The organism is Gordonia malaquae (assembly GCF_037148075.1).
In the GTDB taxonomy this organism is placed as follows: domain Bacteria; phylum Actinomycetota; class Actinomycetes; order Mycobacteriales; family Mycobacteriaceae; genus Gordonia; species Gordonia malaquae.
The window spans coordinates 86,693-109,777 of sequence record NZ_JBBCUB010000007.1; the positions used below are offsets into that span (position 1 = coordinate 86,693).

Genomic DNA, 23,085 nt, shown 5'->3' on the forward strand with positions numbered 1-23,085 from the left:
CGATCGGCGCAGGTCAGACTGCTTCCCGCCGGTTGAGAACCGCCAGGAACTCACGGTTCACGAAGAGGCGGTCCCGTCCGGCCCGGACCTCTTCCAGCAAGCCCGCCTCCGCAAGGTCGACGAGCCACTTCGTCGCCGTTGGCCGCGAGTTCCCACATCGTTCGACAACAGTGGCGATACGGCAGTACGGCTGCTCGAACAGCACTGACAGCAGTTCCGCATCCTCACCTCCCCGTGATGCGGCACGCGCTCGTCCCGCGAAATCCTGCTGCAAAGCAGCGATCGCAGAAGTCTTGGCAAGCGCCGACCGCGACGTCCGATCGATCCCGGCCAACATGTATAGGATCCACCCCTCCCAGTCCGCCTCCGCGGTCACCGCGAGCAGCCGACGGTAGTACTCGTCCTTCGTCGCGATGATGTATCGCGACAGGTACAGCACCGGCTCATCGAGCAACCCCGTCTCGCGAAGGAGCAGAACGTTGAGAATGCGTCCCGTACGACCGTTCCCGTCGGAGAACGGGTGGATAGCTTCGAACTGATAGTGCGCCGCCGCAGTCATCACGAGCGGATCGAGGCGCCCGGGATCCTGGTGGACGAATCTCTCCCATTCGGCGAGTTTGTCTAGGATCAGTTCGCGTCCCTCAGGAGGGCTGTAGGTGATCTCCCGACTGATCGGGTTCATCAGTCTTGTACCCGACATCGACCGCACATCCATGTCGAGCCCTTTGATCGTCGAGCACACCGCCATCGCCGTCGTCTTACCGAGACCTCGGGCGGCGATGTGGTCGTATCCCACTCGAAGTGCGGTTCGATACCTCAGAGCTTCCCTAGCCTGGGGTGTCGCGTTCCGATCGTCCGCCGCGTGCTGGAACATTTCGTCGATGGTGGTCACAATGTTCTCGATCTCCGAACTCGCCTGCGCCTCCAAGATCGGAATCGTGTTGATCAGCACTGCGGGATTCGGCATCGATCGAGTCGCCTGATCCAGCCTCGCCAACGATCCGGTCGCCTTGATCGATGCACGCAGCACGCGTCCGGTCTCCAGGACCTCAGCATCCGGAGGATTCGGCAGGTCGTTGTAGGGTTCGTCGGGCCGCCAGTTGGTCACACTGAAATCATGCCCTCTGACCTGCGACGTGTAAAGAAAACGGCAAAAACTTTACATGTCGCGGACGACATGTAAAGTTTCTTTCACTTCAGTCGATCGGCGCAGGTCACCGGGCCTGACAGGCGCAACTAGACGACGTGAGGATCCCACCCCTCGTGATGCGAGGGGTGGGACCTACGTCGTGTGCGCGATCAGCCGATGACGAGCGATTCGCCGTCGCCGCCGACGTTCACCGGGACGACGTCGCCGTCACGGATGTCGCCTGCGAGCAGCGCCTTGGCGAGCTGGTCGCCGATGGCCTGCTGCACCAGCCTGCGCAGCGGGCGCGCGCCGTACAGCGGGTCGAAGCCGCGTTCGGCCAACCATTCCTTGGCCTTCGGCGTCACTTCGAGGTCGAGTCGACGCTGCGCGAGACGCTTGCCGAGCTGAGCCAGCTGGATGTCGACGATCGACACCAGCTCTTCGGGGCTCAGCGCGTCGAAGATCACGACGTCGTCGAGCCGGTTGACGAACTCGGGCTTGAACGCTGCGCGCACCGCCGCCATCACGTGATCCTTGTCGCCGCCCGCGCCCAGGTTGGACGTGAGGATGAGGATCGTGTTGCGGAAGTCGACCGTGCGTCCCTGACCGTCGGTGAGACGACCCTCGTCGAGGACCTGCAGCAGCACGTCGAAGACGTCCGGGTGAGCCTTCTCGACCTCGTCGAACAGGACCACCGAGTAGGGACGACGTCGCACCGCCTCCGTGAGCTGACCACCGGACTCGTATCCGACGTACCCCGGAGGGGCGCCGACGAGCCGCGCGACCGAGTGCTTCTCGCCGTACTCGCTCATATCGATCCGGATGAGGGCCCGCTCGTCGTCGAACAGGAACTCGCCCAGAGCCTTCGCCAGCTCCGTCTTACCGACACCCGTCGGTCCGAGGAACAGGAACGATCCGAGCGGGCGGTTCGGGTCGGCGACACCGGCGCGAGCGCGCCGAACGGCGTCGGACACCGCACCGACGGCGGCCTTCTGCCCGATGACGCGGTGACCGAGCTCGTCCTCCATGCGGAGCAGCTTGGCCGACTCGCCTTCGAGCATCTTGCCTGCGGGCACACCGGTCCACGCCGACACGACCTCGGCGACGTCGTCGGGACCGACCTCTTCCTGCAGCATCACGTCCTGGTCGGGATCGGTGCCGGTCTTCTCGATCGCGGCCTCCAACTCCTTCTCCAGTCCGGGGATGCGGCCGTAGCGGAGTTCGGCGGCACGACCCAGGTCGCCGTCGCGTTCAGCGCGGTCGGCTTCGCCGCGGAGTCGTTCGAGCTCCTCCTTGACGTCGCGGACTGCGTCGATCGCCGTCTTCTCGCCCTGCCAGCGCGCGAGGAGTTCGTTGAGCTTCTCACGATGGTCGGCGAGTTCACCGCGCAGCGCGTCCAGCCGATCCTTCGACGCGGCGTCCGTCTCCTTCTCGAGGGCGACTTCTTCCACCTCGAGTCGGCGGACCACACGTTCCACCTCGTCGATCTCGACGGGACGCGAGTCGATCTCCATGCGGAGACGCGACGCGGCCTCGTCGACGAGGTCGATGGCCTTGTCTGGCAGGAAGCGCGATGTGATGTACCGGTCCGACAGCGAGGCCGCCGCCACCAGCGCGGAGTCGGTGATGCGGACACCGTGGTGCACCTCGTACCGATCCTTGAGTCCGCGGAGGATGCCGATGGTGTCTTCCACCGACGGCTCACCGACGTACACCTGTTGGAAGCGACGCTCGAGAGCAGCGTCCTTCTCGATGTACTGGCGGTACTCCTCCAGTGTGGTGGCGCCGACCAGCCGCAGCTCGCCGCGAGCGAGCATCGGCTTGATCATGTTGCCGGCGTCCATTGCGGAGTCGCCGGTGGCGCCTGCACCGACGATCGTGTGCAGCTCGTCGATAAAGGTGATGATCTGACCGTCGGAGCCCTTGATCTCGTCGAGCACGGCCTTGAGCCGTTCCTCGAACTCTCCGCGGTACTTGGCGCCCGCGACCATCGAGCCGAGGTCGAGCGACACGACCGTCTTCCCGCGGAGGGATTCCGGCACGTCGCCCGCGACGACACGCTGCGCGAGGCCTTCGACGATCGCCGTCTTGCCGACGCCCGGCTCACCGATGAGCACCGGGTTGTTCTTGGTGCGGCGAGACAGAACCTGCACCACACGACGGATCTCGCTGTCGCGACCGATCACCGGGTCGAGGTCGCCCTCGCGAGCACGCTTGGTGAGGTCGGTCGAGTACTTCTCAAGCGCCTGATACGTCGACTCGGGGTCTTCGCTGGTCACTCGCCCGGTTCCGCGAACGGAGACGAAGGCCTCCCGAAGCGCTTCCGGCGTCGCTCCCGCCCCGGACAGGAGTCGTGCGACGTCGGAGTCGCCGGTCGCGAGACCGACCACGAGGTGCTCGGTGGAGACGTAGTCGTCGCCCATCTCTGTCGCGAGGTTCTGCGCGGCCGTCACCGCTGCGATCGACTCGCGCGAGAGCGTCGGCTGGCCGCTCGAACTCGACACCGTCGGAGCGCGCCCGACGAGAGCCTTCGCTTCGGCGCGGATCTGCACCGGGTCTACTCCGACGGCCTTGATCAGCGGCGATGCAATGCCGTCGTTCTGTTCGAGGAGCGCGTTGAGGATGTGAGCGGGCCGCACGTCGGGGTTGCCCGCCGCGGCAGCGTCTTGGAGGGCAGCCTGCAGTGCAGCCTGCGTCTTGGTTGTGGGAGTGAAGCTGTCCACTGGTTGCCTTTCTGTAGGTCTGACATCCGGAACTGTTCCGGACTTTAGTCTATACGGCTCATGTTTGCCGTTCGACTAGTTCAACCGTCACAACCTTGAGTCCATTCCGCTCAAGTTATCGAACGGATGTGATACTCCGCACCCAGCCACGCCGTGATGTCATACCCCCGGCGGCGCTCACTCGCCGCCGTTGAGCGCGGCGACGGTCACCGGCCGTCCGATGCCGGACCGGCCGACACCAGGCCCGTTTCGTACGCCCGGATCACCAGGTGGACGCGGTCGCGGGCGTCGAGTTTGGTCAACAATCGCCCGACATGCGTCTTCACCGTGGTGATCCCGAGGTAGAGGCGATCGGCTATCTCGCCGTTCGACAGACCGGCGGCGACCAGCGCGAACACCTCGAGTTCCCGGTCGGTCAGGGTGTCCGGCACGGTCGAGCGTCGGGTCGCGGACTGCGGGGTGCGGACGAATTCGGTGATCAGCCTGCGTGTGATCGTCGGCGCGAGCAGCGCGTCGCCGCGAGCGACGGTGCGGATCGCGTCCACCAACTCTTCCGGCGGCGTGTCTTTGAGGAGGAACCCGCTCGCCCCACCGCGTAGCGCGGCGAACACGTGATCGTCCTCGTCGAACGTGGTGACGATCAGGATGCGCGGGGCGTCGACGTCGACGGTGATCAGTCGGGTGGCCTCGAGCCCGTCGATGCCGGGCATCCGGATGTCCATGACGACCACGTCGGGCCGCAGACGCCGCGCGGCGCGCACCGCTTCCCCGCCGTCACCGGCCTCCCCCACCGCGGCCAGGTCGGGCGTCGCATCGATGAGGAGCGCGAACCCGGCCCGGACGAGCTGTTCGTCGTCGACGACGAGCACTCTGATCGGCTCGGTCATGCGCCGACTTCCGCGCCGCCGACTGGCAGGCGCGCGGACACCGTGAATCCGCCGTCGTCGTCGGGTCCGGCCACCACGTCGCCGCCGAGCAGGTCGGCGCGTTCCCGTATCCCGGCTAGCCCGAGGCCCGACCCGACGAGCGGGACCGTCGGCGTGGACCCGCCGTCGTCTCTGACCGTGAGGATCAACTCGGACGGCCGATGACTCAGTTCGATGCGCACGGCCGCACCCGGCGCATGTTTGACGGCGTTCGTGACGGCCTCCTGGACGATGCGATAGCCGGACAGGTCCACCGCGGGCGGGTAGTCGCGCGGGACGCCGTCCTCGGTGAGCGTCACCGCGATCACTCCATCGTCACCGATCCGCGCGACGAGCGCGGGCAAGTCGGCCAAGCCGGTCCCCGAGCCTCCGCCGGATCCGCTGTCGCGGATGTCCCGCAGCAGACCCCGCAGATCGGTGAGCGCCGCCCGACTCGCGACCTCGATCGTGGCGAGCGCCTCTCGCGCCTGGTCCGGACGGTCGTCGAACACCATCCGGCCAATCCCCGCCTGGACCGCGATCATGCTCAGCCCGTGCGAGACCACGTCGTGAACCTCCCGCGACAGCCGCAGGTGCTCCTCGGCGCGCAGCCGACGCCGCTGTTCGGCTGCGGCTAGCCGTTCCTGCTCGGCGACCCGCCGCCGATAGTCACGTCCGGTCCGCACCGCGTCACCGATCAGCCATGCGGGGATGGCGAGCGCCAGCTGGACGGCGTTCTGATCGATGTCCGGGCGCAGGACGTAGGCGGCCAACGCACCCGTCGTCGCCGCCAGCACCGCAGCGACCGTCGCCGCCGCCGACAACCGTCGACGGTGAGCGACCGCGACCGTGCACACCGCGATCGGCAACGCGGGTCCGGCGTCGGAGACGAACGGCGTGAACTGCACTCCGAGCAGCGGCGCCGCCGCGAGGACTACCGAGATCGTGAGCAAAACACCGACCGGGCGCCGTCGGCGAACCGCCAACGGGGCCGCAGCGAGCACCCCGAGCAGCGCCTGCGCCCAGAGTGTCCCCTGCCGGTCGACAGCGCCGACGAGAAGCGGACCGGTGAACAGGATGAAGCAGCCGAGCGCAAGCGCTGCATCGGCGAATCGTGCGGTCCGTTCAGTGCCGGATCTATCCGCGATCCGGACATGCCACGGCGGACGGTCACTGTCGACGACGGGCTGAGACGAATCGGCCATGTCATCCGACACTACGAGCCGCAGCGAACCACCGCATCGTCCTTGCGGCCACCGCCTGCCTCCTCCTCAGGTACCACTCGCGCGTCCGGCGCTCCTGCGCGGGCACCACCCACGGTCGGGCCCGCAGACCGACGACGACGAGCCGATCGGAGAGCACCGTGAAGACATGACTACTCACACCGCACATCACTGCACCTCCACCCGCCTCTCCCGGTCGTCGGCCGCAGCCTTCGGCACCCTGTTCACCGCTGGCCTCGTCCAGGGAGCAGTCCTCTACGCGGGCCGCCCGGCCGACCCCGGACCGCACGTCGCCGGGACCGCCGCCTGGTGGCCGCACCTGGCGCTCGCCGCGGTCACCGCCGTGGTTGCAGTGAGCGTCTACGTCCGCCGCAGGCAGGCCGGACGCCGCGGGCCGGTCGTGCTCCTGCCGCTCGGCGCCCGCGCCCACCGCCGGGTGCGGCGGACGCTGCACGACATTCGACGCAGGCCCGCCCGGGGCGTCGCGACCGCCGCCCTCGTCGCTCTGATCCTGTACGGGCCGTTCCGGATCGGCCTCCAGTTCGTCGCCGGACTCGACCCGAGTTTCACCGTCGACGCCTGGGGCGGCCCCACGTACATCGGTGCTCTCGCCGCGCATCTCCTCGACGCGGTCGCCCTGATGTCCGCCGCCGCCTGGGCGCTCGACAAGATCATGCTCGACGAACCATTCCCGATCGGCCATCGGGTCGTCACGGACTAGCCGATCGGACGATGTCGACCCGCTGTTCCGAAAATAAGTTGAATGGCATGACAAACACCCAGTTCACCCGTCGCGCCGCGCTTGCGGTCCTGTCCCTCTCCGCTGCCGCGGGCGCCGTCCTGACCGGCGCTGCAGACCTCGCAGCACCCGCCTCCGCCGCGCCCTTGAGTTCGGGTTCGATCTCCTCCTTGTTCCCGACGAAGCTGACGCCGTCCCAGATCCTCGCATCGACGCCGTGGAAGACCACGGGCGCCGTTGATCAGAACGGCGATCGTGTCGCCCTCGACCACCCCGGCGTGTCGAACTTCGTCGGTTGGGCGTACTTCGACGCCGACGGCACCTACACGATGTACAACCTCGACGATTCGCCGAAGCTCAAGGGCGACTGGACGGTGAACGACGCCGGCACCGAACGGTGGATCAACGCCAAGGACGACGCGGGCAACGTCCTCTTCCAGCGAGTCGTTCCGATCGTCGAGCTGAACAAGAACGTCTTCACGTACCGCGTGTACCCCAATGCCGGGGACACGAGCACGTACTTCGACATCATCCACACGAAGACCAACCACGCCGAGCCCGGCACCGACGCCAAGGGCCCCGGCTCGAACGGCAGCCTCGGGAACAGCGGCCGCGGCGGGTACCACTTCAACAACGGCAACTCCCACTGACTCCACTTCGTCGGCCGATGTCGGCTCCTCATACCAGGAGCCGACATCGGCCTTTCTGGCGTTGGATGAAGTCCGGAACGAGTCGGATCAATCGACGCGGATGATCCTCCGCTCGATGGCCGCGGCCACAGCTCCTGCCCGGGTGTCGACCCCGAGCTTGCCGTAGATATGGGCCAGATGAGCTTTCACCGTGCCTTCGGAGATGAACATCGTCTTGGCCAGATCCTTGTTGCCCATGCCGCGCGCCAGCAGTTCGAGGACCTCGACCTCGCGTTCGGTGATGGTCGGGCCCGGACGGGAGCTGCGCCGCACCAGCGTCGACGCGATCGCGGGAGAGAGGGCGGTCTCGCCGCGTGCGGTGGCCCGGATGGCCGCGAGGAGGTCGTCGGCCGGAGCGTCCTTGAGGAGGTAGCCGAGCGCACCCGCATCGAGCGCGCGAAGAATATCCGACTCCGTCTGGTAGGTCGTCAGGACGAGGATCCGGGGCGTCGGGTTCCCGTCAGCACGGCGATTCAACTCGGCGATGATGTGCACGCCCGAGTACTCGGCCGCTCCGAGGTTGAGGTCCATGAGAATGACGTTCGGCTGGTGAATCGCCACCGCGCGCAGAGTCGACTCCAGATCGTCGGCTTCCGCCACCACTGACATGTCGTCGAGTCCGTTGATCAACGCTGCGAGCCCGGCTCTGACCACGGGATGATCGTCCACGAGGAGGACTCGGATATCGGTCTCGGACATGGTCAGTTCTCCTCATTCTGTCTGTTCAGATCGCCGTTCTGCGCACTGCTCCCGATGGGGAACCACACCGACACGGTCGTGCCGTCACCGGGTTCGGACTCGATTTCGGCGCCGCCGCCGAGTTCGATCACTCGGTCCCTGATGCCTTTGAGCCCCAGCCCGCGCGTCGGTGACGACGTGTCGGTGGTCGCCCGGCGAGTGCGGACGTCGCCGCTCGCAGCCGCCTCCCTCCGTGAACTCACTGTGTCGACGTCGAATCCGCGCCCGTCGTCACGGATGTCGAGGCGGATCTCCTCACCGGTGTACGTGAGGGTCATCATGACGTGATCGGCGCCCGAGTGCTCCTGCGCGTTCGCCAGCGCACCGCGCGCGCTGGCGACAAGCGCCGCAGCGAGTCGGTTCGACAACGGCATGGAGACCCCGTCGATGCGCGTGGACACCTTCGCAGGCCCGTGCGACCGATCCTCGAGTTCACGTAGACGCCGGTGCAGTTCCGGAGCTTCGGTCAGCGCCGACGACTCGACGTCCGTGCTGAGTTCATGGATCACCTGGCGGATCTCTTCGAGACCACGGCGAGACGTGGCGATCGCCGTCTTGACGTTCTGATGGGACACCGCCGGATCCCGGAGCCAACTGCGGTCGGCAGCCTGCAGGAGCAAGTACACACTCGAGAGATCCTGTCCGACCGAATCGTGGATGTCCCGCGACAGTCGCGCACGCTCGCGCAGCGCACCCACTCGGCGTTGTTCTGCGGCCAGGTCGTCCTGCGCGTCGACAAGTCGATCGATGAGTCGAGCCCGCGCTTTCGACTCGACGTCCAGCGCTCGAAACGACATGACGGTGATGAGTGCTACTCCCAGCGGCCCCGCGATCATCACGGGATCGACAGTTGCACTGATCCGCAGCCACGACACCGTGATGACAACCATCAGGGCGCTCACGCACACCACCGCGGGCACGAACCGGACGGTCTGCAGCACGGCGAACGCCACCGGCACGGCACACCAAGCGAATGAGGGGGCCACGATCGTCAGGGCCGCGACCACACACGCGAGAACCGCGGACCACACCGCGGGCACTCCCGCTCGCTTCGGGAGAAGCGGTCTGGCGGCATATCCCGCGATGAGCAGAGCCGCACCCAGCAGGACGAGTACTCCGGTGAGGCCGAGCCCGTGACGCACCACGTATCGAAGCGAACTCGTCGCGACCAGCGCGACAAGAACAACGAAGAGCCAGGCGTCGAGACGACGCCCCGAAGCGAGCAGGCCTGCCATGCGACCCAACATTAGAGAGAACGTCAAGCTTGTCGCATCATCCGATCAGCCATTCATGTGCCATGGTGAGTCGACACTCGACGTGCCGTGGTTCACCGCGATCGGGACCCGACGAAGGTCATCCCTCCCGACCCGACCCCATCAGAATCCCGATGATCGACGCGGCGACGTCGGTCGAGACCGAGGGGTCGGCGGCCCGGAGCATTCCGAGCCCGAGGATGAGGCTGAACAGGCCGACGGCGAGGGTCTCGGAGTCGATGGGCAGATCGAGTCCGTGGACGGACTCCAACCGGGCCACGAGTGTCTCCGTCGCTTCACGGATCCGCGTGTAGCGTGCCGCCGTCGCGGCCATGAGCTGACCGTCGTGCGGGCTGGCGGCCACGACCGCCATCTCGAGTCGGAACCACGCTCGGTCGCCGACCACGGTTCGAGCCCACACGTCGAGCGCGTTGATCACAGCGGAGAGGCCGTCGCCGTCGGCCGACTCCGCGAGCGCGAGCACGCGGTCGACCTCCCGTTCGTACAGTGCGTCGATGACGGCGGATCCGAGAGCGACCTTGCCTGCGAAATTCGAGTACACCGCACCGCGAGTGAACCCGGCGTGGGCCGCGACCGCCTCCAACGACGTCGCATCGAAGCCGTCACGAAGGAACAGGTCGGTGGCCGATTCGACGATCAGTCTCCTCGTCCGCAGTTGAGCATCTGCACGGGTGAGTCGTTGCACCCTCCCATCCTAACGAGATACAGTCCGTATTCGAATACTCACCGTATCTGAAATGAGCTGCTGATGGCCGACCCCTCTCCCGCGCACTACGAGATCGTCATCGTCGGTGCGGGCTTCTCCGGACTCGGGACCACGATTGCGCTGAAGGAGGCGGGCTTCAATGACATCCTCGTCATCGACGACGCTGCCGGTCCCGGTGGGACGTGGCAGTGGAACACCTATCCCGGTGTGGCGGTCGACATTCCGTCGTTCAGTTACCAGTTCTCCTTCGCCCAGCGCTCGACGTGGTCACGCAGCTACGCGCCCGGCAGCGAACTGCGCGACTACGCGAGCCAGATCGTTCGGGACTACTCCCTCGGCGGACATCTCCAGTTCAACACTCGGGTGCAGTCCGCGGCGTTCGACGGCGACGACCGGACATGGCGAATCGAGACCAGCCGAGGACCGATCACGTGCTCGTGGCTCATCCACGCGGGCGGTCCCCTGAGCCAGCCGAAACTGCCGGACATCGACGGCATCGACACCTTCGCCGGGCACACGATGCACACCAGCCGCTGGGATCACGACGTCGACCTCACCGGCAAACGTGTCGGCGTGATCGGCACCGGAGCGACCGCTGTCCAGGTGATCCCCGAGATCGCGCCGCTGACATCTGCCCTGACGGTGTTTCAGCGGACGCCGATCTGGTGCCTGCCGAAACCCGACTTCCCGATCGGTCGCCCGGGCCGAGCGGCGCTCGGCGCAGTCCCCGGAGTCGGCCGACTCGCACGGCTTGCGAGCCAGACCTTCGTCGAGGCGACCTTCCCGGTCCTCGCCCACTTCCACGGATGGATCCCGGCTACGGGTCTGCTCGAGACCGCCGCTCGGCAGTACGTCAACACCCAGGTGAACGATCCGGAGATCCGGCGGAAACTGACGCCGTCGTACGCGCTCGGCTGCAAACGGCCGAGCTTCCACAACTCATACCTGAGCACGTTCAACCGCGACGACGTCACGCTCGAAACCAACTCGATCGAGCGGATCACCCCGAACGGCGTGCGTACAGCCGCAGGAGACGAGCACGCACTGGACGTGCTGATCCTCGCGACAGGGTTCAAGGTGACCGACCGCGACGCTTTGCCGACGTACGCGCTGACCTCGCACGACGGGAATGATCTCGCGTCCCACTGGGAGGACAATCGTTTTCACTCCTACCAGGGCGTGTCGACGGCCGGTTTCCCGAACTTCTTCACCATCTTCGGTCCGTACGGGTACAACGGGGCGTCGTTCTTCACCCTCGTCGAGAACAGCGCGGCGCACGTCGTGCGGGTGCTCGAGGAGGCACGGCGTCGGGAGGCCACAGTCGCCGAAGTGACGCCGGACGCTCAAGAGCAGTACATGGACTCGATCCTCGCCCGCGGCCACCTGCAGGTCTTCACCGACCCCACCTGCTCGAGCGCCAACAGCTACTACTTCACCAAACAGGGCGACGTCCCGTTCCGCGCGGCGACGACACTCGAATCGGCGTGGCAGAGCCGACGGTTCCCCCTCGCCCACTACACGTTCACGAACTGACCCGACCCGACACAGGAGTTCCTCCATCATGACGTTCGACCTCGCCGACAAGACTGTCGTGATCACCGGTGCTGCACGCGGCATCGGCCGCGGGACGGCTGCCGCGGCTGCTGCCCGAGGCGCCAAGGTCGCTGTGATCGACCTTCGACAGGACGACGTGGACAGAGCCGTCGCCGAACTCGGCGGCTCGGCGATCGGCTTCGCGGTCGACGTCACCGACCGCGACGGTCTGCAGCACACGTTCGAAACCATCGCCGGGCAGCTCGGCGGCATCGACGTCGTGGTCGCCAACGCCGGCATCGCCCCGCGGGGTGCGACCGTCGCCGGAATGGACCCACGCGAGTTCGACCGAGTCATCGAGGTCAACCTCACCGGCGTCTACAACACCGTGATCGGCGCACTGCCGTTCATCACCGAGCGCCGCGGGCACGTTCTTCTGACGTCGTCTGTGTACGCGTTCATGAATGGAGTCGGGGTGTCGCCGTACGCCGTCGCCAAGGCAGGCGTCGAGCAGCTCGGACGTGCCCTGTCAGTCGAGCTCGCGCCGTATGGCGCCACCGCCGGCGTCGTCTACTACGGGTTCATCGACACCGAGATGGTCAAGGTCGGATTCGACCAGGACCCGATCGCGAACAGCGTCCAGGAGATGCTGCCGAGCTTCCTCACCAACCGCATCTCCCCCGCCGAAGCCGGCGAGGCGACCGTGCGCGGCATCGAGAAGCGGGCGGCACGCACCATCGCACCGCGCCGCTGGGCGCCCTATAGCGCCTTGCGCGGACTGCTCAATCCGATCGTCGACGCGGCGGCCGCCCGCAACCGCAGCGTGATCGACATGGTCCTGGCGTTCAACGCCCGGTCCGCGGGCGATCGCACCGATTCGACGCTGGACACCGACGCAGCTACCGAATCCACTTCGACGCGATAACCGCCTGAGGCGGCGCCGCGCCTGTTCGAGGTACTCGCAGACATCCGCGCTAGGCTCGCAATTGAGCGATGCAACGCCTGCAGGAGAACCGATGACCCACGCACACGCCACTCTTCCGATCGTCGACATGGCCTTGCTCGACAGCGATCGGGTCACCTTCCAAGACTCCTTGCGCACTGCGACACACGAGTACGGATTCTTCTACCTCGTCGGCCACGGAATCGACGCGGCAACACGGAATCGACTCTTCGCCACTGCGCGGGACTTCTTCGCGTTGCCCGAGGCGGACAAGTTCAGCGTGGAGATGCTCCGGAGTCCGCAGTTTCGCGGATACACCCGATTCGGCGGCGAGTACACGCAGGGCGCGATCGACTGGCGCGAGCAGATCGACGTGGCCGCCGAGTATCAGCAACTCGGAGACGACCCCGCGTACCTTCGCCTCGACGGCCCCAATCTGTGGCCGTCCGCGCTTCCCGCATTCCGCGACGTTGTCACCGACTGGCAACGACGATGCTCGGCGCTGGGACTGACCCTGATGCGCGAGTGGGCGGTGAGCCTGGGAGCCGCAGCCGACGTGTTCGACGAGGCTTTCGCCGAACGCCCGTCGACGCTGCTGAAGGTGGTCCGCTACCCGGGACGGGACAATTCTCAGGACCGGCAGGGCGTCGGCGCGCACAAGGACCCGGGTGTGTTGACGCTGTTGCTGGTGGAGCCTGGCAAGGGCGGCCTGCAGGTGGAGCACAACGGCCAGTGGATCGACGCGCCTCCGGTCGACGACGCCTTCGTCGTCAACATCGGGGAACTGATGGAGTACGCGACCGACGGCTACCTGAAGGCCACCATGCACCGCGTCGAATCGCCCCCGCTGGGGAGCGAACGGCTGTCGGTCCCGTTCTTCTTCAACCCCGCACTGTCATCGGCGATGCCGCAGATCACCCTGCCAGAGGAACTCGCCGCACAGGCATCGGGGGTGACGACGGACCCCGACAACGTGATCTCGGGCACCTTCGGCGAGAACATGCTCAAAGCACGCCTGCGCGCGCATCCCGATGTCGCGCGACAGCACCACGCCGACTTGATCGGCTGACTTCGGCCGCCGAGGCTCACACCCTGCTCCACGCCTTCCAGAGTTGTGCGAACGCACCGGCGTCGCGCTGCCTCAGTTCGTCAGCGGTACCCGACTCCGTCAGCCGCCCCTCGTCGAAGACTGCGACGACGTCGGCGTCGACCGCCTGCGACAGTCGGTGGGCCACGACGATCGCTGTCCGCCCCGCGGTCACTCGAGCGAGTGCGGCGTCGAGCAGCCCGGTGCCGCCGTCCTGGGCCGTCGCCTCGTCGAGCACCACCACCGGCGGGTCGGCGAGCAGAACCCGAGCCAGCGCAAGACGCTGTACCAGAGCGTCGTCGGTCACCGCGGCGTCGGACAACTGTTGGTCGAGCACCTCCGACGCGTGTTCGACGCCGACCGCTTCGGCAGCCGCCACGAGGTGATCGTCCTGCGCGCCCGGAGCGGCGAGCCGCAGATTGTCGGCGACCGTTCCGGTGAACGCATGCGTCTCCTGAGTCACCAACAGCACGGCGGGTCGGCCGTTCGACGTGGCACGGTCAGCAGGCACACCGCCGACCTGGACGACGCCGGACGACGGTTCGGCGAGACCTGCGATCAGACGCGCCGTTGTCGACTTCCCTGAGCCGGAGGCCCCGACCAGCACTGCGGTCGCACCCGACGGCACGACCATGTCGACGTCGCTGACCGCCGTGTGCGCACCGGCGCGGTACGTGAACGACACGCCTTTCAGGCTCACCGACGAGTCGTTGATCTCCTGCCCGCCCGATCTGCCGCCGAGGTCGGAGTCGACGAGCCCGACGATCCTTTCCAACCCGGCGAGCGCACGCTGGAGTTCGTCGACTCCGCCGAGCAGGCCGCCGACTGGACCGAAGAGACGATGGATGAACAACGCGCCTGCGGTGACCGCTCCGATCGTCAGGGCCCCGGCCGACACCTGATGGAAGCCGACGGCGAGCACACCGGCGAGAGCGATGTACTCCGCGATGTTCAATCCTCCGTTGAATCGGTTCCGCGCACGCGACGCGTCGCACTGCGTCTCGATCGTCGCGTGGCTGGCTGCGGCGACACCCGCGAGCCGACCGTCCTGAAGCCGATGTGCACGCACCGTCTCGACTCCGCGGACTGATTCGATGATCGACTGCCCCTGGACCGCCTCCTCCACTCGTAGCCGGGTGTACAGGGGACGCGAACGACGAAGGAATATCCACGTGGCAAGCAGTTGCACTGGAATCGCAGGCAGCGCGGCCAGTGCGAGCCATGGATCCAACGCGACGAGTCCCACCCCGGTGAGTCCGATCGTGAGCGCCGCACCGAGCATGCGCGGCACGACGCCGGTCACCGCTTCGGTCACCGACTCGACGTCCGTCGTCACTCTCGACACGGCGTCCGAGCTTCCCGCGGCTTCGAGCGATCCGAGGTCGGACACCACGGCCCGCGCGAACGCCTCCTCACGCAACTCGGCCAGCGACCGCTGCAGGCAGCGGATGAGCATCAATCCGCCGGACCAACTGAGAGCGGCCGCGACCACCCCGGACAGCAGCAGTCCCGCGCACGCCCACCACACACGTGCAAGGCCATGACCGTCGGCCACAGCGTCGACGACGACGCCGAGCAGCGGCGGGACCGCCAAAGCCGCAGCGGAACCCGCCACCAGGAGAAGGGCCGTCGCCGCCAATGCCTTTCGCTGGGGCGACAGCAGGCGCACCGCCGCCGATCCAACCTCACGTGGGCCGGCGACCGGGAGAACGGCGCTCATCGGACGACCTCCACGACCGCAGCATCCACAACGTGGTCACAGGCGTCGAGCAGCGCCCTGCTCGACGTGATCACCACGACCGTCCGACCCGAGCGACGCAGCCCGTTCGCGACGTGCTGTTCGGTGACCGGATCGAGTGCAGTGGTCGGCTCGTCGAGGACGACGACGTCGGCATCGGAGTGCAGTGCACGCGCCAGGGTGAGACGTTGACGCTGCCCGCCGGACAAGCGGCGGCCGGCTTCGCCCACGGGGGCGTCGAGACCGATCAAACCCACAACGTCGTCGAGAGCGCAGGCTGCGACGAGGTCGTCATCGATCGGCCCGCTCCCTCCGATGTTGTCGCCGAGGCTGCCACTGAAGACCATCGCGTCGTGTGGAGGCGCCAGGACGAGCGATGCGTAGACGTCAGGGCCGAGATCAACGGCGTCGACGCCACGAGCAGTCAGCTCGCCCCTGGGGATCGGCGTCCGGTAGCTGAGCCGCGCACTCAGATCGCGCGCCTGCTGGGATGACGTGACGCGGACGCCCGTCATCCGACCCTCCTCGACGCGCAGTTCCGGTCCCGTCCGAGGCACCCACACGAGCAGCGTCCGAGTCCGCTCGGCCGGCACCGTCACGCCGTCCGGCAGCGCATACTCGTCGACCACCAACGCGTGCAGCCGTTTGGCGGACGCCCTCTTGTGCGCCCAGTTGGCTCCGAACGTTCCGATGTGCTGGAGCGAGCCTTGAAGGAACTGAGCGAGGCCGACGACAGTGATGAGCTGCCCGATCGTGATGGTCCCGTTCGATGCCATCACGCCGGCCGCCCCTGTGAGGATCGCCAAGTAGAGAATCGACACCGCAGTGCTCACCGACTGGTAAGTGAGCAACGACCGCCCGGACGCGACCGCACCTCGACGAGATGCAGCACTGGCCGCCCGGTACCGCCGGACCGACTCGATCTCTGCGCCGAGCCCCTGGATCGTGCGGATTCCCGCGAAAGTGTCGGCAGCGACTTCGCTGGCCGCCGCGACCGAGGTCTGCTCCCGCATCCCGAGACGTTCGAGAGGTCGCGCCAACGACTGCATCAGCCAAAGGACGAGGCCTGCCCCGAGGAACACGCCGAGGCCCAACGGTATCGAGATCGTGAGCAGGACACCGCTCGCGACGACCACGGCGGCCAGAGTCGCGCTCTGTTCCGCAATGCTCCATGCGACCCCGGCGACCCGGTACGTGTCGCTGGTGGTGACCGTGAGCACGTCTCCGGTCCGACGTCGGGACGCAAGCCCCCGAGGATGCAGGACACGGGCCGCGGTGAGCTGCCGAAGATCGTGTTCTCCATGGCTGTACGTGCGGACCATGCCCTGGTTGGCGGCCTGATAGCTCACCGAGAGGACGACGAACACTGCACCGAGGATCAGCAGCCAGCGCAGAAGCGCCGAACCGTCTCCGGTTGCGATTGCCCGATCGATGACCAGGCCGATCAACACGGGGACGGCGGCTTCGCAGGCTTGATGGGTCATGAAGCCGATCGAGCTCGCCGACAACCGCCAACCGCGGCGGTCACTGAGCAGGCCGACGCGCAGGATGTCTCGGACTGTGGTGGGTTCGTTCATGACGGGTTCGCTCATAACGATCTCGACGTTATGGACTCGGCGTCCGAATCGGTGGACACATGTTGTCGCCGTTCGGACATCATGTAGTAAGGTGAGCCTTCGCTGACCTGAAGGAGGTCCGATGACAGCGCTCCTGGCCCTCCCCGCTCGTGCGGACTCCCCCGGCCATGTCCACTCCGAAGTGGTCCCACCGGGTTACCTGCTCACGACACGTTTCCTCGGGTGCGCGTACATCGACGATCAGGACGGCTGCTCCGACGAGCCCCATTCACACCCCGAACACGTCGTCTTCTGGCCCGAACGGGGGAGCGGCCACGTCGACGTCGGCGACCGTCGCTGGAGCCTCGCCACGGGTCAGGGCCTCTGGGTGTCCGCGGGCGTTGAGCACTCGGTGAGCCGAGACCCGGCGAGCACCATGGCCGCGGTGTACATCGTGCCCGACGCGTGGACACGCGAAGCAGGCCCCATCAGGCCAGTGGTCGTGAACGCCGCGCTCCGCGAACTGCTCACATTCCTCGCCTGGTCGCCGATGCCGCGCGATCACCGACTGCGAGCGCAACAGGTGTGCATGGAACTGATCACCGAGGAGTCGCGCCCCGCCATAGACCTGCCGATCCCCCGCGATGCACGAATCGAGGAGATCGCACGCAGCATCGTCGCGGACCCGGCGGACGACCGGTCCATCGACGACTGGGCGTATCTGACATCCCAGAGCTCACGCACGATTGCTCGGGCTTTCCGAACCGAGACCGGAATGACCTTCACTCAATGGCGCACCTGCGCGAGGATGTCCCGCGCGGTCAATCTCCTCGGCGAGGGGATGGCAGTAGGACTGGTCGCCAAGCGGGTCGGCTACGGAACCAACAGCGCCTTCACCGCCGCCTTCCACCGCATCCTCAACCAACCGCCGACCGCATTCCTGCCGTCGCGCGTCGGCTGAGCTCCAAGCGCCCTCACTGTCGCGGGGACGACGAAGTGTGTCCGTTGAGCGACAGCGACCGACCGTAGCCTGAGGACAACGAGGATAGGACACCCTGCCCTATCTTCCTCCCCGAAAGTGAGTCCCATGAGGTTCCTGCGGCACGTCACGCTGCTCGCCGTCTCCCTGATCGTCGTACTCCTCGCCGCTGCGTGCGGGAGTTCCTCCTCCGACGGTCCGATAGCGGCAGGCCCCGGTTTCCCCGTCTCGATCGACCACGTCTACGGGACCACGACGATCCCCGCGAAGCCCACGCGCGTCGTCACGATCGGCTGGATCACCCACGACGTGGTCGCAAGTCTCGGCGTCGCACCCGTCGGCATCGACGCCTCATGGGGCGGCGACGACGAGGGCTTCACTCCCTGGTTCCGCGATCAGGTCACCAACGTGCTCAAGGCCGACATGCCCGCGGTTTTCAAGGAAGGCGAAGAGCCCGACTTCGAGAAGATCCTGGAGTTGCGCCCCGACCTGATCCTCGCTCCGCACTCGGGCATCACCGAAGTCCAGTACAAGCGTCTGAGCCAGATCGCACCCACCGTCGCCTACGCCAAGAAGCCGTGGACCTCGGGCACCTGGAAGGACCTGACGACGCTCGTCGGAAAGTCGCTCGGCGAGCAGGAACGCGCGCAGCAGGTCATCGCCTCCACACAGCAGCGGATCACCGCATCGGTCGAGGCCAACCCCGGACTCAGGGGGCGAACGTTCCTCTACGGCCTCACCCTGTCGCCCGGAAGCACCGAACTCGGCATCTACGTCTCCGGCGACCCGCGTGTGGCGTTCCTGCGTGAGTTCGGTCTCGTCGACAGCCCCGACCTTGCGAAAGCCCTCGGGAAGATCGGTGACGACGCCTTCTATGGCGCGCTCAGCCTGGAGAAGCTCGGGACCGTGAAGACCGACATGTTCGTCGGCTGGTCGAGTTCGAAGCAGGAGACCGGAGACACGCTCGCCAATGCTGCGTTCTCACGTTGGCAGCCCATCGCGAGCGGGCATCACCTCCTGATCGAGAGCGAGCAGATGGGCATGGCCACGAACGGGCCGTCGCCGTTGAGCATTCCGTGGGCCATCGACAAGGGTTTCGTGACCGATCTCGCCAGCGCCGCAGCAGGCCGGCCCGTCGTGATTCCCGCGTCATGAGCAGCAACGACTCCAGTGCGATCCGCGAGTACTACTCCGGACTCCCAGACGACTACGAACCTCGAATCCACGTCGGTGAGGTGAGTGCCGTCCGCACGGTGTCCGACGGAATGCTCCGCGTCTCCATCGCGGGACCCGACATGGCCGACTACCCGACGGCCGACGTCGGCGACGAGTACGTCCGCCTCTACTTCCCAGGCGACGCACCCGACCCTGTGTGGCCGTTCGTGGCTGCGCGCGGCTGGGATTACCCCGACGGCGCCGAGCCCATGGAGATGCGCACCTATACGATCCGTGCCCATCGCCGCGGCGAAGTCGACATCGACTTCGTAGTCCACGACGGAGGCGTCGCAGCCGCATGGGCCGCACAGGCGGTCCCCGGTCTCGCCGTCGGAATCACTCCGCCACAGCCGATGTACAACCGGCCGGAATGGGCGCGACGGCAGATCCTCGTCGCCGATGAGCCCGCGCTCCCGGCCGCGCTGCGCATCGTCGAACTGACATCCCACGACGTCGAGACGATCGTGATCGCCGAGGTCAGGAGCGAGGCGCACCAGCTGAAAGCCGACTCCGGCGACGCGTCGTACACTTGGCTGCGCGGAAGCGGCAACGGCCACGCTCCGAGCAGTCTTGTGCAGGCCCTGCGGCGAACGGACATCGACGACGCCACCTTCGTGTGGGTCGCGGCCGAGGCTCGCTTGACTCGCGAGGCACGGAAGTACCTTCGGCACGAACGCAAGATGGCCGCGGACTCCTACCGGGTCGTCGGCTACTGGACCGACAACGGCGAAGAGTGGACGGCTCGCTACGAGGCGCTCGGCCCCGAGGTCCATGCTCATCTCCAGGCCCTCTACGAGAGCGACCGCGACACCGAAGAGATCGTCGACGAGGTGTTCCGGGTGTATGAGGCCGCGGGACTGTGACGACGGACGTCAAACCCGACGTTGAAGAGAGATCGCAGGGGTCCGGCGGTCGGGCGAACAGCAACGGCGCCCGTACCGTCGGCCTGGTCGTCGCGGGAGCGATCCTCCTCGTGACAGTGGTGGCGAGCATCGCCGTGGGCGCCGCCGATATCGCACCGTCGACCATTGTCGATGCGTTGACTGCATACGACTCCACGAACGACTCGCACGTCACGATCATGGAGCTTCGGGTCCCCCGGACCGTCGTCGGGCTGATCGTCGGCCCGGCGATCGGACTGTGCGGCGCACTCATCCAAGCGTTCACCAGGAACCCTCTCGCCGACCCCGGCATCCTCGGCGTCAACGCGGGTGCGATGTTCGCGGTGGCCGTGGCCGTCGGCCTGTTCGGGGTGGCGGCTCCCCTCGGATACGTCTGGTTCGCATTGATCGGCGCGGGCGCGGTGACCGGTGCGGTGTACGTGCTCGGTTCACTCGGCGGAGGCCGTGCGACGCCGGTGAAACTCCTGCTCGCGGGCGTCGCGATCAGTGCCGTCCTCGGCGGCCTGACCACCGCGCTCACCCTGAAGTACCGTGAGGCGTTCGACGAGATGAGGTACTGGCAGGTCGGAGCCATCGGCGGACGGGACCTGACACTCGTCGCACAGTTCACGCCCTTCATCGTCGTCGGCCTGCTGATCGGTCTGGCCTCCGCCAGAGGCCTGAACTCGCTCGCTCTCGGCGACGACGTCGCCGCCGCGCTCGGAGTCCGGCTCGGATTGCTCCGCGCGGCCGTCGTCGTGGCGATCACGCTCCTCGCCGGAACGGCCACCGCGATCGCCGGACCGATCGCGTTCGTCGGACTGATGGTTCCCCATGTGGTCCGTTGGTTCGTCGGACCCGACCAGCGATGGATCTTCGCGTACACAGTGGTCGTGTCCCCTGCACTGCTGCTGTTGTCCGACGTGATCGGCCGCATCGTGCTGCCGAGCGGTGAGCTCCGCGTCGGCCTGGTCACCGCGGTTATCGGTGCGCCGGTCCTCATCGTGTTGGCTCGACGCAAGTCGGTGAGCGGCCTGTGACCTCCACTCGGGTGATGACCGTCCGCGCGACGATTCCACGAACGCGCCTGTCGGTGTCGGGCCGAATCCCGGTGCGATATGCCGCCGTCTCGTCGGCTCTGGTCGTTCTGGTGGTCGTCATCGGATTGATTGCCCTCGGCATCGGGACGTACCACCTCGACGCCCTGACCGTCCTCCGCGCTTTGGTCGGGCTGGAGGATCCGCAGACACAGATGCTCGTTGTGCAATGGCGTCTGCCACGCGTCTTGTTCGCCGTCGCATGCGGGATCGCACTCGGGGTCTCCGGCGCCGTCTTCCAGTCGTTGACCCGCAATCCACTCGGTTCGCCGGACATTCTCGGGTTCGCGTCGGGTTCGTATACGGGTGCTGTGATCGTGATGCTGTGGATGGGGTCGACGGCGTACCTCGACATCGGCATCGGGTCACTGATCGGTGGACTGCTGACCGCTGCCACGGTGTACGTGTTGGCTCGCCGCAACGGCACCGTGCAGCCGTTCCGGCTCATCGTGATGGGCATAGGCATCGCCGCCATGTTGTCGTCGGTCAACTCGGCACTCATGATGTTCGTCGACGTGGACACGGCGATGCTCGCCGCGGTCTGGGCCTCTGGGTCGCTCAACGGACTCGGAGATGAACAACTGTGGCCGATGACCGCTGTACTCGTCGTGTTGATGATCGTCGTCGCTCGGATTGCAAGCGCAGTGAACCAGATGGAGATCGGCGACGACGCGGCTCGAGCATTGGGCATCCGGGTCGAGACCGTGCGAGGAGTCGCGATCGTCGTAGGCGTCGGCCTCACCGCGCTCGTCACCGCTGCCGCGGGCCCGATCGCCTTCGTAGCACTCGCCGCACCGCAGATCGCAAAACGTCTGACGCGTGGAAGCGGCCTTCAGGTGATTCCGTCCGCACTCGTCGGCGCGCTGGTCCTACTGGTGTCGGACATCATCGCTCAACGCGTCGGCTTCCCGGTCGGCGTTGTCACCGTGTCGCTCGGCGGCGCATACCTGACCTGGCTGCTCGCCATGCAATACCGGAGGACTCGATGACCGAAAGCCTGATCAGCATAAACGGACTGCAGGTCGGATACGACGGGACCACCGTGTGCCGAGACGTCGACCTCGCCGTCCCCGCGGGCTCCTACACCGCGATCATCGGCCCGAACGCGTGCGGCAAGTCCACGCTCCTTCGTGCGGTGGCTCGTCTGCTGCCGCTCAAGGCCGGTTCGGTGATTCTCAGCGGCCGCGACATCAGCACCATCCCGACCCGAGCCATCGCGAGAGAACTCGGGCTGTTGCCGCAGTCGTCTACCGCCCCGGAGGGAATCATCGTGTCCGATCTCGTCGGACGTGGCCGCTATCCGCACCAACGGATGTTCGACCGTTGGTCGAGGGAGGACGAGAAGGCGGTGACCGAGGCTCTGGACGCCACCGCGACGACCGACTTGGCCGACCGTCTCGTCGACGAGTTGTCCGGCGGACAGCGTCAGCGGGTGTGGCTGGCGATGGTGCTCGCCCAGCAGACGCCGATCCTACTGCTCGATGAGCCGACGACATTCCTCGACATCGCTCATCAGTACGGCCTACTCGAGCTGTTCGACAGTCTGCGGAGTGATCACGGCAGGACCATCGTGGTGGTTCTGCACGACCTCAATCAGGCGGCCCGCTACGCCGACCACCTGATCGTCATGAAGGACGGCAGCGTGGTCGCGTCGGGCGACCCGGCCGAGGTCATCACCGCCGAACTCGTCGAGTCGGTGTACGGACTGCGGTGCCGTGTCGAACCCGATCCCGAGACCGGCGCTCCCATGGTCATCGCCCGCGCCGGACGCTGCGTGGCCTGAGCGGCTCACGCAAACCACGTCGAGTCGGAACTGATCTGGCCGACGCCAGCTATCCGACACGTCACACGGCAACACCGACACAGGCCTTAGCAAACCCGGCGCGGTCTCGCCTCACGACAACCACGCGGTCGCCCGCCAAGGGGACGA

At 66.8% G+C, this 23,085-nt stretch carries 20 protein-coding genes; 11 read left to right on the forward strand and 9 right to left on the reverse strand.

The features are described 5' to 3' along the window. Positions 1–13: 13 nt before the first annotated feature. From WFK36_RS20440 to WFK36_RS20455, 4 genes are all read right to left on the reverse strand, one after another. Positions 14–1,108: a Fic family protein gene (locus WFK36_RS20440; RefSeq protein ID WP_008381735.1), complete on the reverse strand. Its 1,095-nt coding sequence runs from the start codon at positions 1,106–1,108 to the stop codon at positions 14–16. Between the two features lie 191 nt (positions 1,109–1,299). Next, positions 1,300–3,852, reverse strand: coding sequence for an ATP-dependent chaperone ClpB (clpB, locus tag WFK36_RS20445; protein ID WP_336793890.1), 2,553 nt, complete (start codon positions 3,850–3,852; stop codon positions 1,300–1,302). Between the two features lie 206 nt (positions 3,853–4,058). Next, positions 4,059–4,739: a response regulator transcription factor gene (locus tag WFK36_RS20450; RefSeq protein WP_336793892.1), complete on the reverse strand. Its 681-nt coding sequence runs from the start codon at positions 4,737–4,739 to the stop codon at positions 4,059–4,061. After that, positions 4,736–5,962 (reverse strand): sensor histidine kinase, encoded by a 1,227-nt coding sequence (locus tag WFK36_RS20455; protein ID WP_336793893.1) that lies wholly within the window; start codon positions 5,960–5,962, stop codon positions 4,736–4,738. The genes WFK36_RS20450 and WFK36_RS20455 overlap by 4 nt, the downstream gene beginning before the upstream one ends. Positions 5,963–6,128: 166 nt before the next feature. Between WFK36_RS20455 and WFK36_RS20460 the strand changes: the two genes are divergently transcribed. Then, positions 6,129–6,701: a hypothetical protein gene (locus WFK36_RS20460; protein WP_336793895.1), complete on the forward strand. Its 573-nt coding sequence runs from the start codon at positions 6,129–6,131 to the stop codon at positions 6,699–6,701. Positions 6,702–6,748: 47 nt separating this feature from the next. Beyond that, positions 6,749–7,369, forward strand: a complete 621-nt coding sequence (locus WFK36_RS20465) for a DUF4822 domain-containing protein (protein WP_336793897.1) — start codon at positions 6,749–6,751, stop codon at positions 7,367–7,369. An 87-nt stretch (positions 7,370–7,456) separates the two neighbouring features. On the opposite strand, the gene WFK36_RS20470 is transcribed toward WFK36_RS20465, so the two are convergent. The 3 genes from WFK36_RS20470 to WFK36_RS20480 all read right to left on the reverse strand — a co-directional run bounded on the left by WFK36_RS20470 (position 7,457) and on the right by WFK36_RS20480 (position 10,105). Continuing rightward, positions 7,457–8,107 carry a response regulator transcription factor gene (locus WFK36_RS20470; RefSeq protein WP_336793898.1) on the reverse strand — a complete coding sequence of 217 codons (651 nt, stop codon included), beginning with the start codon at positions 8,105–8,107 and terminating at the stop codon, positions 7,457–7,459. Positions 8,108–8,109: 2 nt separating this feature from the next. Beyond that, complete coding sequence (locus tag WFK36_RS20475) at positions 8,110–9,381, reverse strand: sensor histidine kinase (RefSeq protein ID WP_336793900.1); 1,272 nt, start codon at positions 9,379–9,381, stop codon at positions 8,110–8,112. Positions 9,382–9,499: 118 nt separating this feature from the next. Then, complete coding sequence (locus tag WFK36_RS20480) at positions 9,500–10,105, reverse strand: TetR/AcrR family transcriptional regulator (protein ID WP_336793902.1); 606 nt, start codon at positions 10,103–10,105, stop codon at positions 9,500–9,502. Between the two features lie 63 nt (positions 10,106–10,168). Between WFK36_RS20480 and WFK36_RS20485 the strand changes: the two genes are divergently transcribed. The 3 genes from WFK36_RS20485 (at position 10,169) to WFK36_RS20495 (ending at position 13,671) form a co-directional block, all read left to right on the forward strand. Continuing rightward, entirely contained in the window at positions 10,169–11,659 is a 1,491-nt protein-coding gene (locus WFK36_RS20485) for a flavin-containing monooxygenase (RefSeq protein ID WP_336793903.1), read from the forward strand. 28 nt (positions 11,660–11,687) lie between these two features. After that, positions 11,688–12,584, forward strand: coding sequence for a short-chain dehydrogenase/reductase (locus tag WFK36_RS20490; RefSeq protein WP_336793904.1), 897 nt, complete (start codon positions 11,688–11,690; stop codon positions 12,582–12,584). Between the two features lie 91 nt (positions 12,585–12,675). Then, positions 12,676–13,671 (forward strand): isopenicillin N synthase family dioxygenase, encoded by a 996-nt coding sequence (locus WFK36_RS20495; RefSeq protein ID WP_336793905.1) that lies wholly within the window; start codon positions 12,676–12,678, stop codon positions 13,669–13,671. 16 nt (positions 13,672–13,687) lie between these two features. On the opposite strand, the gene WFK36_RS20500 is transcribed toward WFK36_RS20495, so the two are convergent. Further along, entirely contained in the window at positions 13,688–15,409 is a 1,722-nt protein-coding gene (locus WFK36_RS20500) for an ABC transporter ATP-binding protein (protein ID WP_336793906.1), read from the reverse strand. After that, positions 15,406–17,019 (reverse strand): ABC transporter ATP-binding protein, encoded by a 1,614-nt coding sequence (locus WFK36_RS20505; RefSeq protein WP_336793907.1) that lies wholly within the window; start codon positions 17,017–17,019, stop codon positions 15,406–15,408. The genes WFK36_RS20500 and WFK36_RS20505 overlap by 4 nt, the downstream gene beginning before the upstream one ends. A gap of 106 nt (positions 17,020–17,125) precedes the next feature. Between WFK36_RS20505 and WFK36_RS20510 the strand changes: the two genes are divergently transcribed. The 6 genes from WFK36_RS20510 (at position 17,126) to WFK36_RS20535 (ending at position 22,938) form a co-directional block, all read left to right on the forward strand. Beyond that, a complete protein-coding gene (locus WFK36_RS20510) occupies positions 17,126–17,944 on the forward strand; it encodes a helix-turn-helix domain-containing protein (protein ID WP_336793908.1) in 819 nt (272 codons plus the stop codon). Between the two features lie 126 nt (positions 17,945–18,070). Next, the gene (locus tag WFK36_RS20515; protein ID WP_336793909.1) at positions 18,071–19,117 is read left to right on the forward strand and encodes an ABC transporter substrate-binding protein; all 1,047 of its coding nucleotides are present in this window, start codon (positions 18,071–18,073) and stop codon (positions 19,115–19,117) included. Next, positions 19,114–20,040, forward strand: coding sequence for a siderophore-interacting protein (locus tag WFK36_RS20520; RefSeq protein WP_336793910.1), 927 nt, complete (start codon positions 19,114–19,116; stop codon positions 20,038–20,040). The genes WFK36_RS20515 and WFK36_RS20520 overlap by 4 nt, the downstream gene beginning before the upstream one ends. Next, positions 20,037–21,098: a FecCD family ABC transporter permease gene (locus WFK36_RS20525; protein ID WP_336793912.1), complete on the forward strand. Its 1,062-nt coding sequence runs from the start codon at positions 20,037–20,039 to the stop codon at positions 21,096–21,098. The genes WFK36_RS20520 and WFK36_RS20525 overlap by 4 nt, the downstream gene beginning before the upstream one ends. A gap of 14 nt (positions 21,099–21,112) precedes the next feature. Continuing rightward, positions 21,113–22,144: a FecCD family ABC transporter permease gene (locus tag WFK36_RS20530; protein WP_336793913.1), complete on the forward strand. Its 1,032-nt coding sequence runs from the start codon at positions 21,113–21,115 to the stop codon at positions 22,142–22,144. Continuing rightward, complete coding sequence (locus tag WFK36_RS20535; protein ID WP_336793915.1) at positions 22,141–22,938, forward strand: ABC transporter ATP-binding protein; 798 nt, start codon at positions 22,141–22,143, stop codon at positions 22,936–22,938. The genes WFK36_RS20530 and WFK36_RS20535 overlap by 4 nt, the downstream gene beginning before the upstream one ends. Positions 22,939–23,085: the final 147 nt, after the last annotated feature.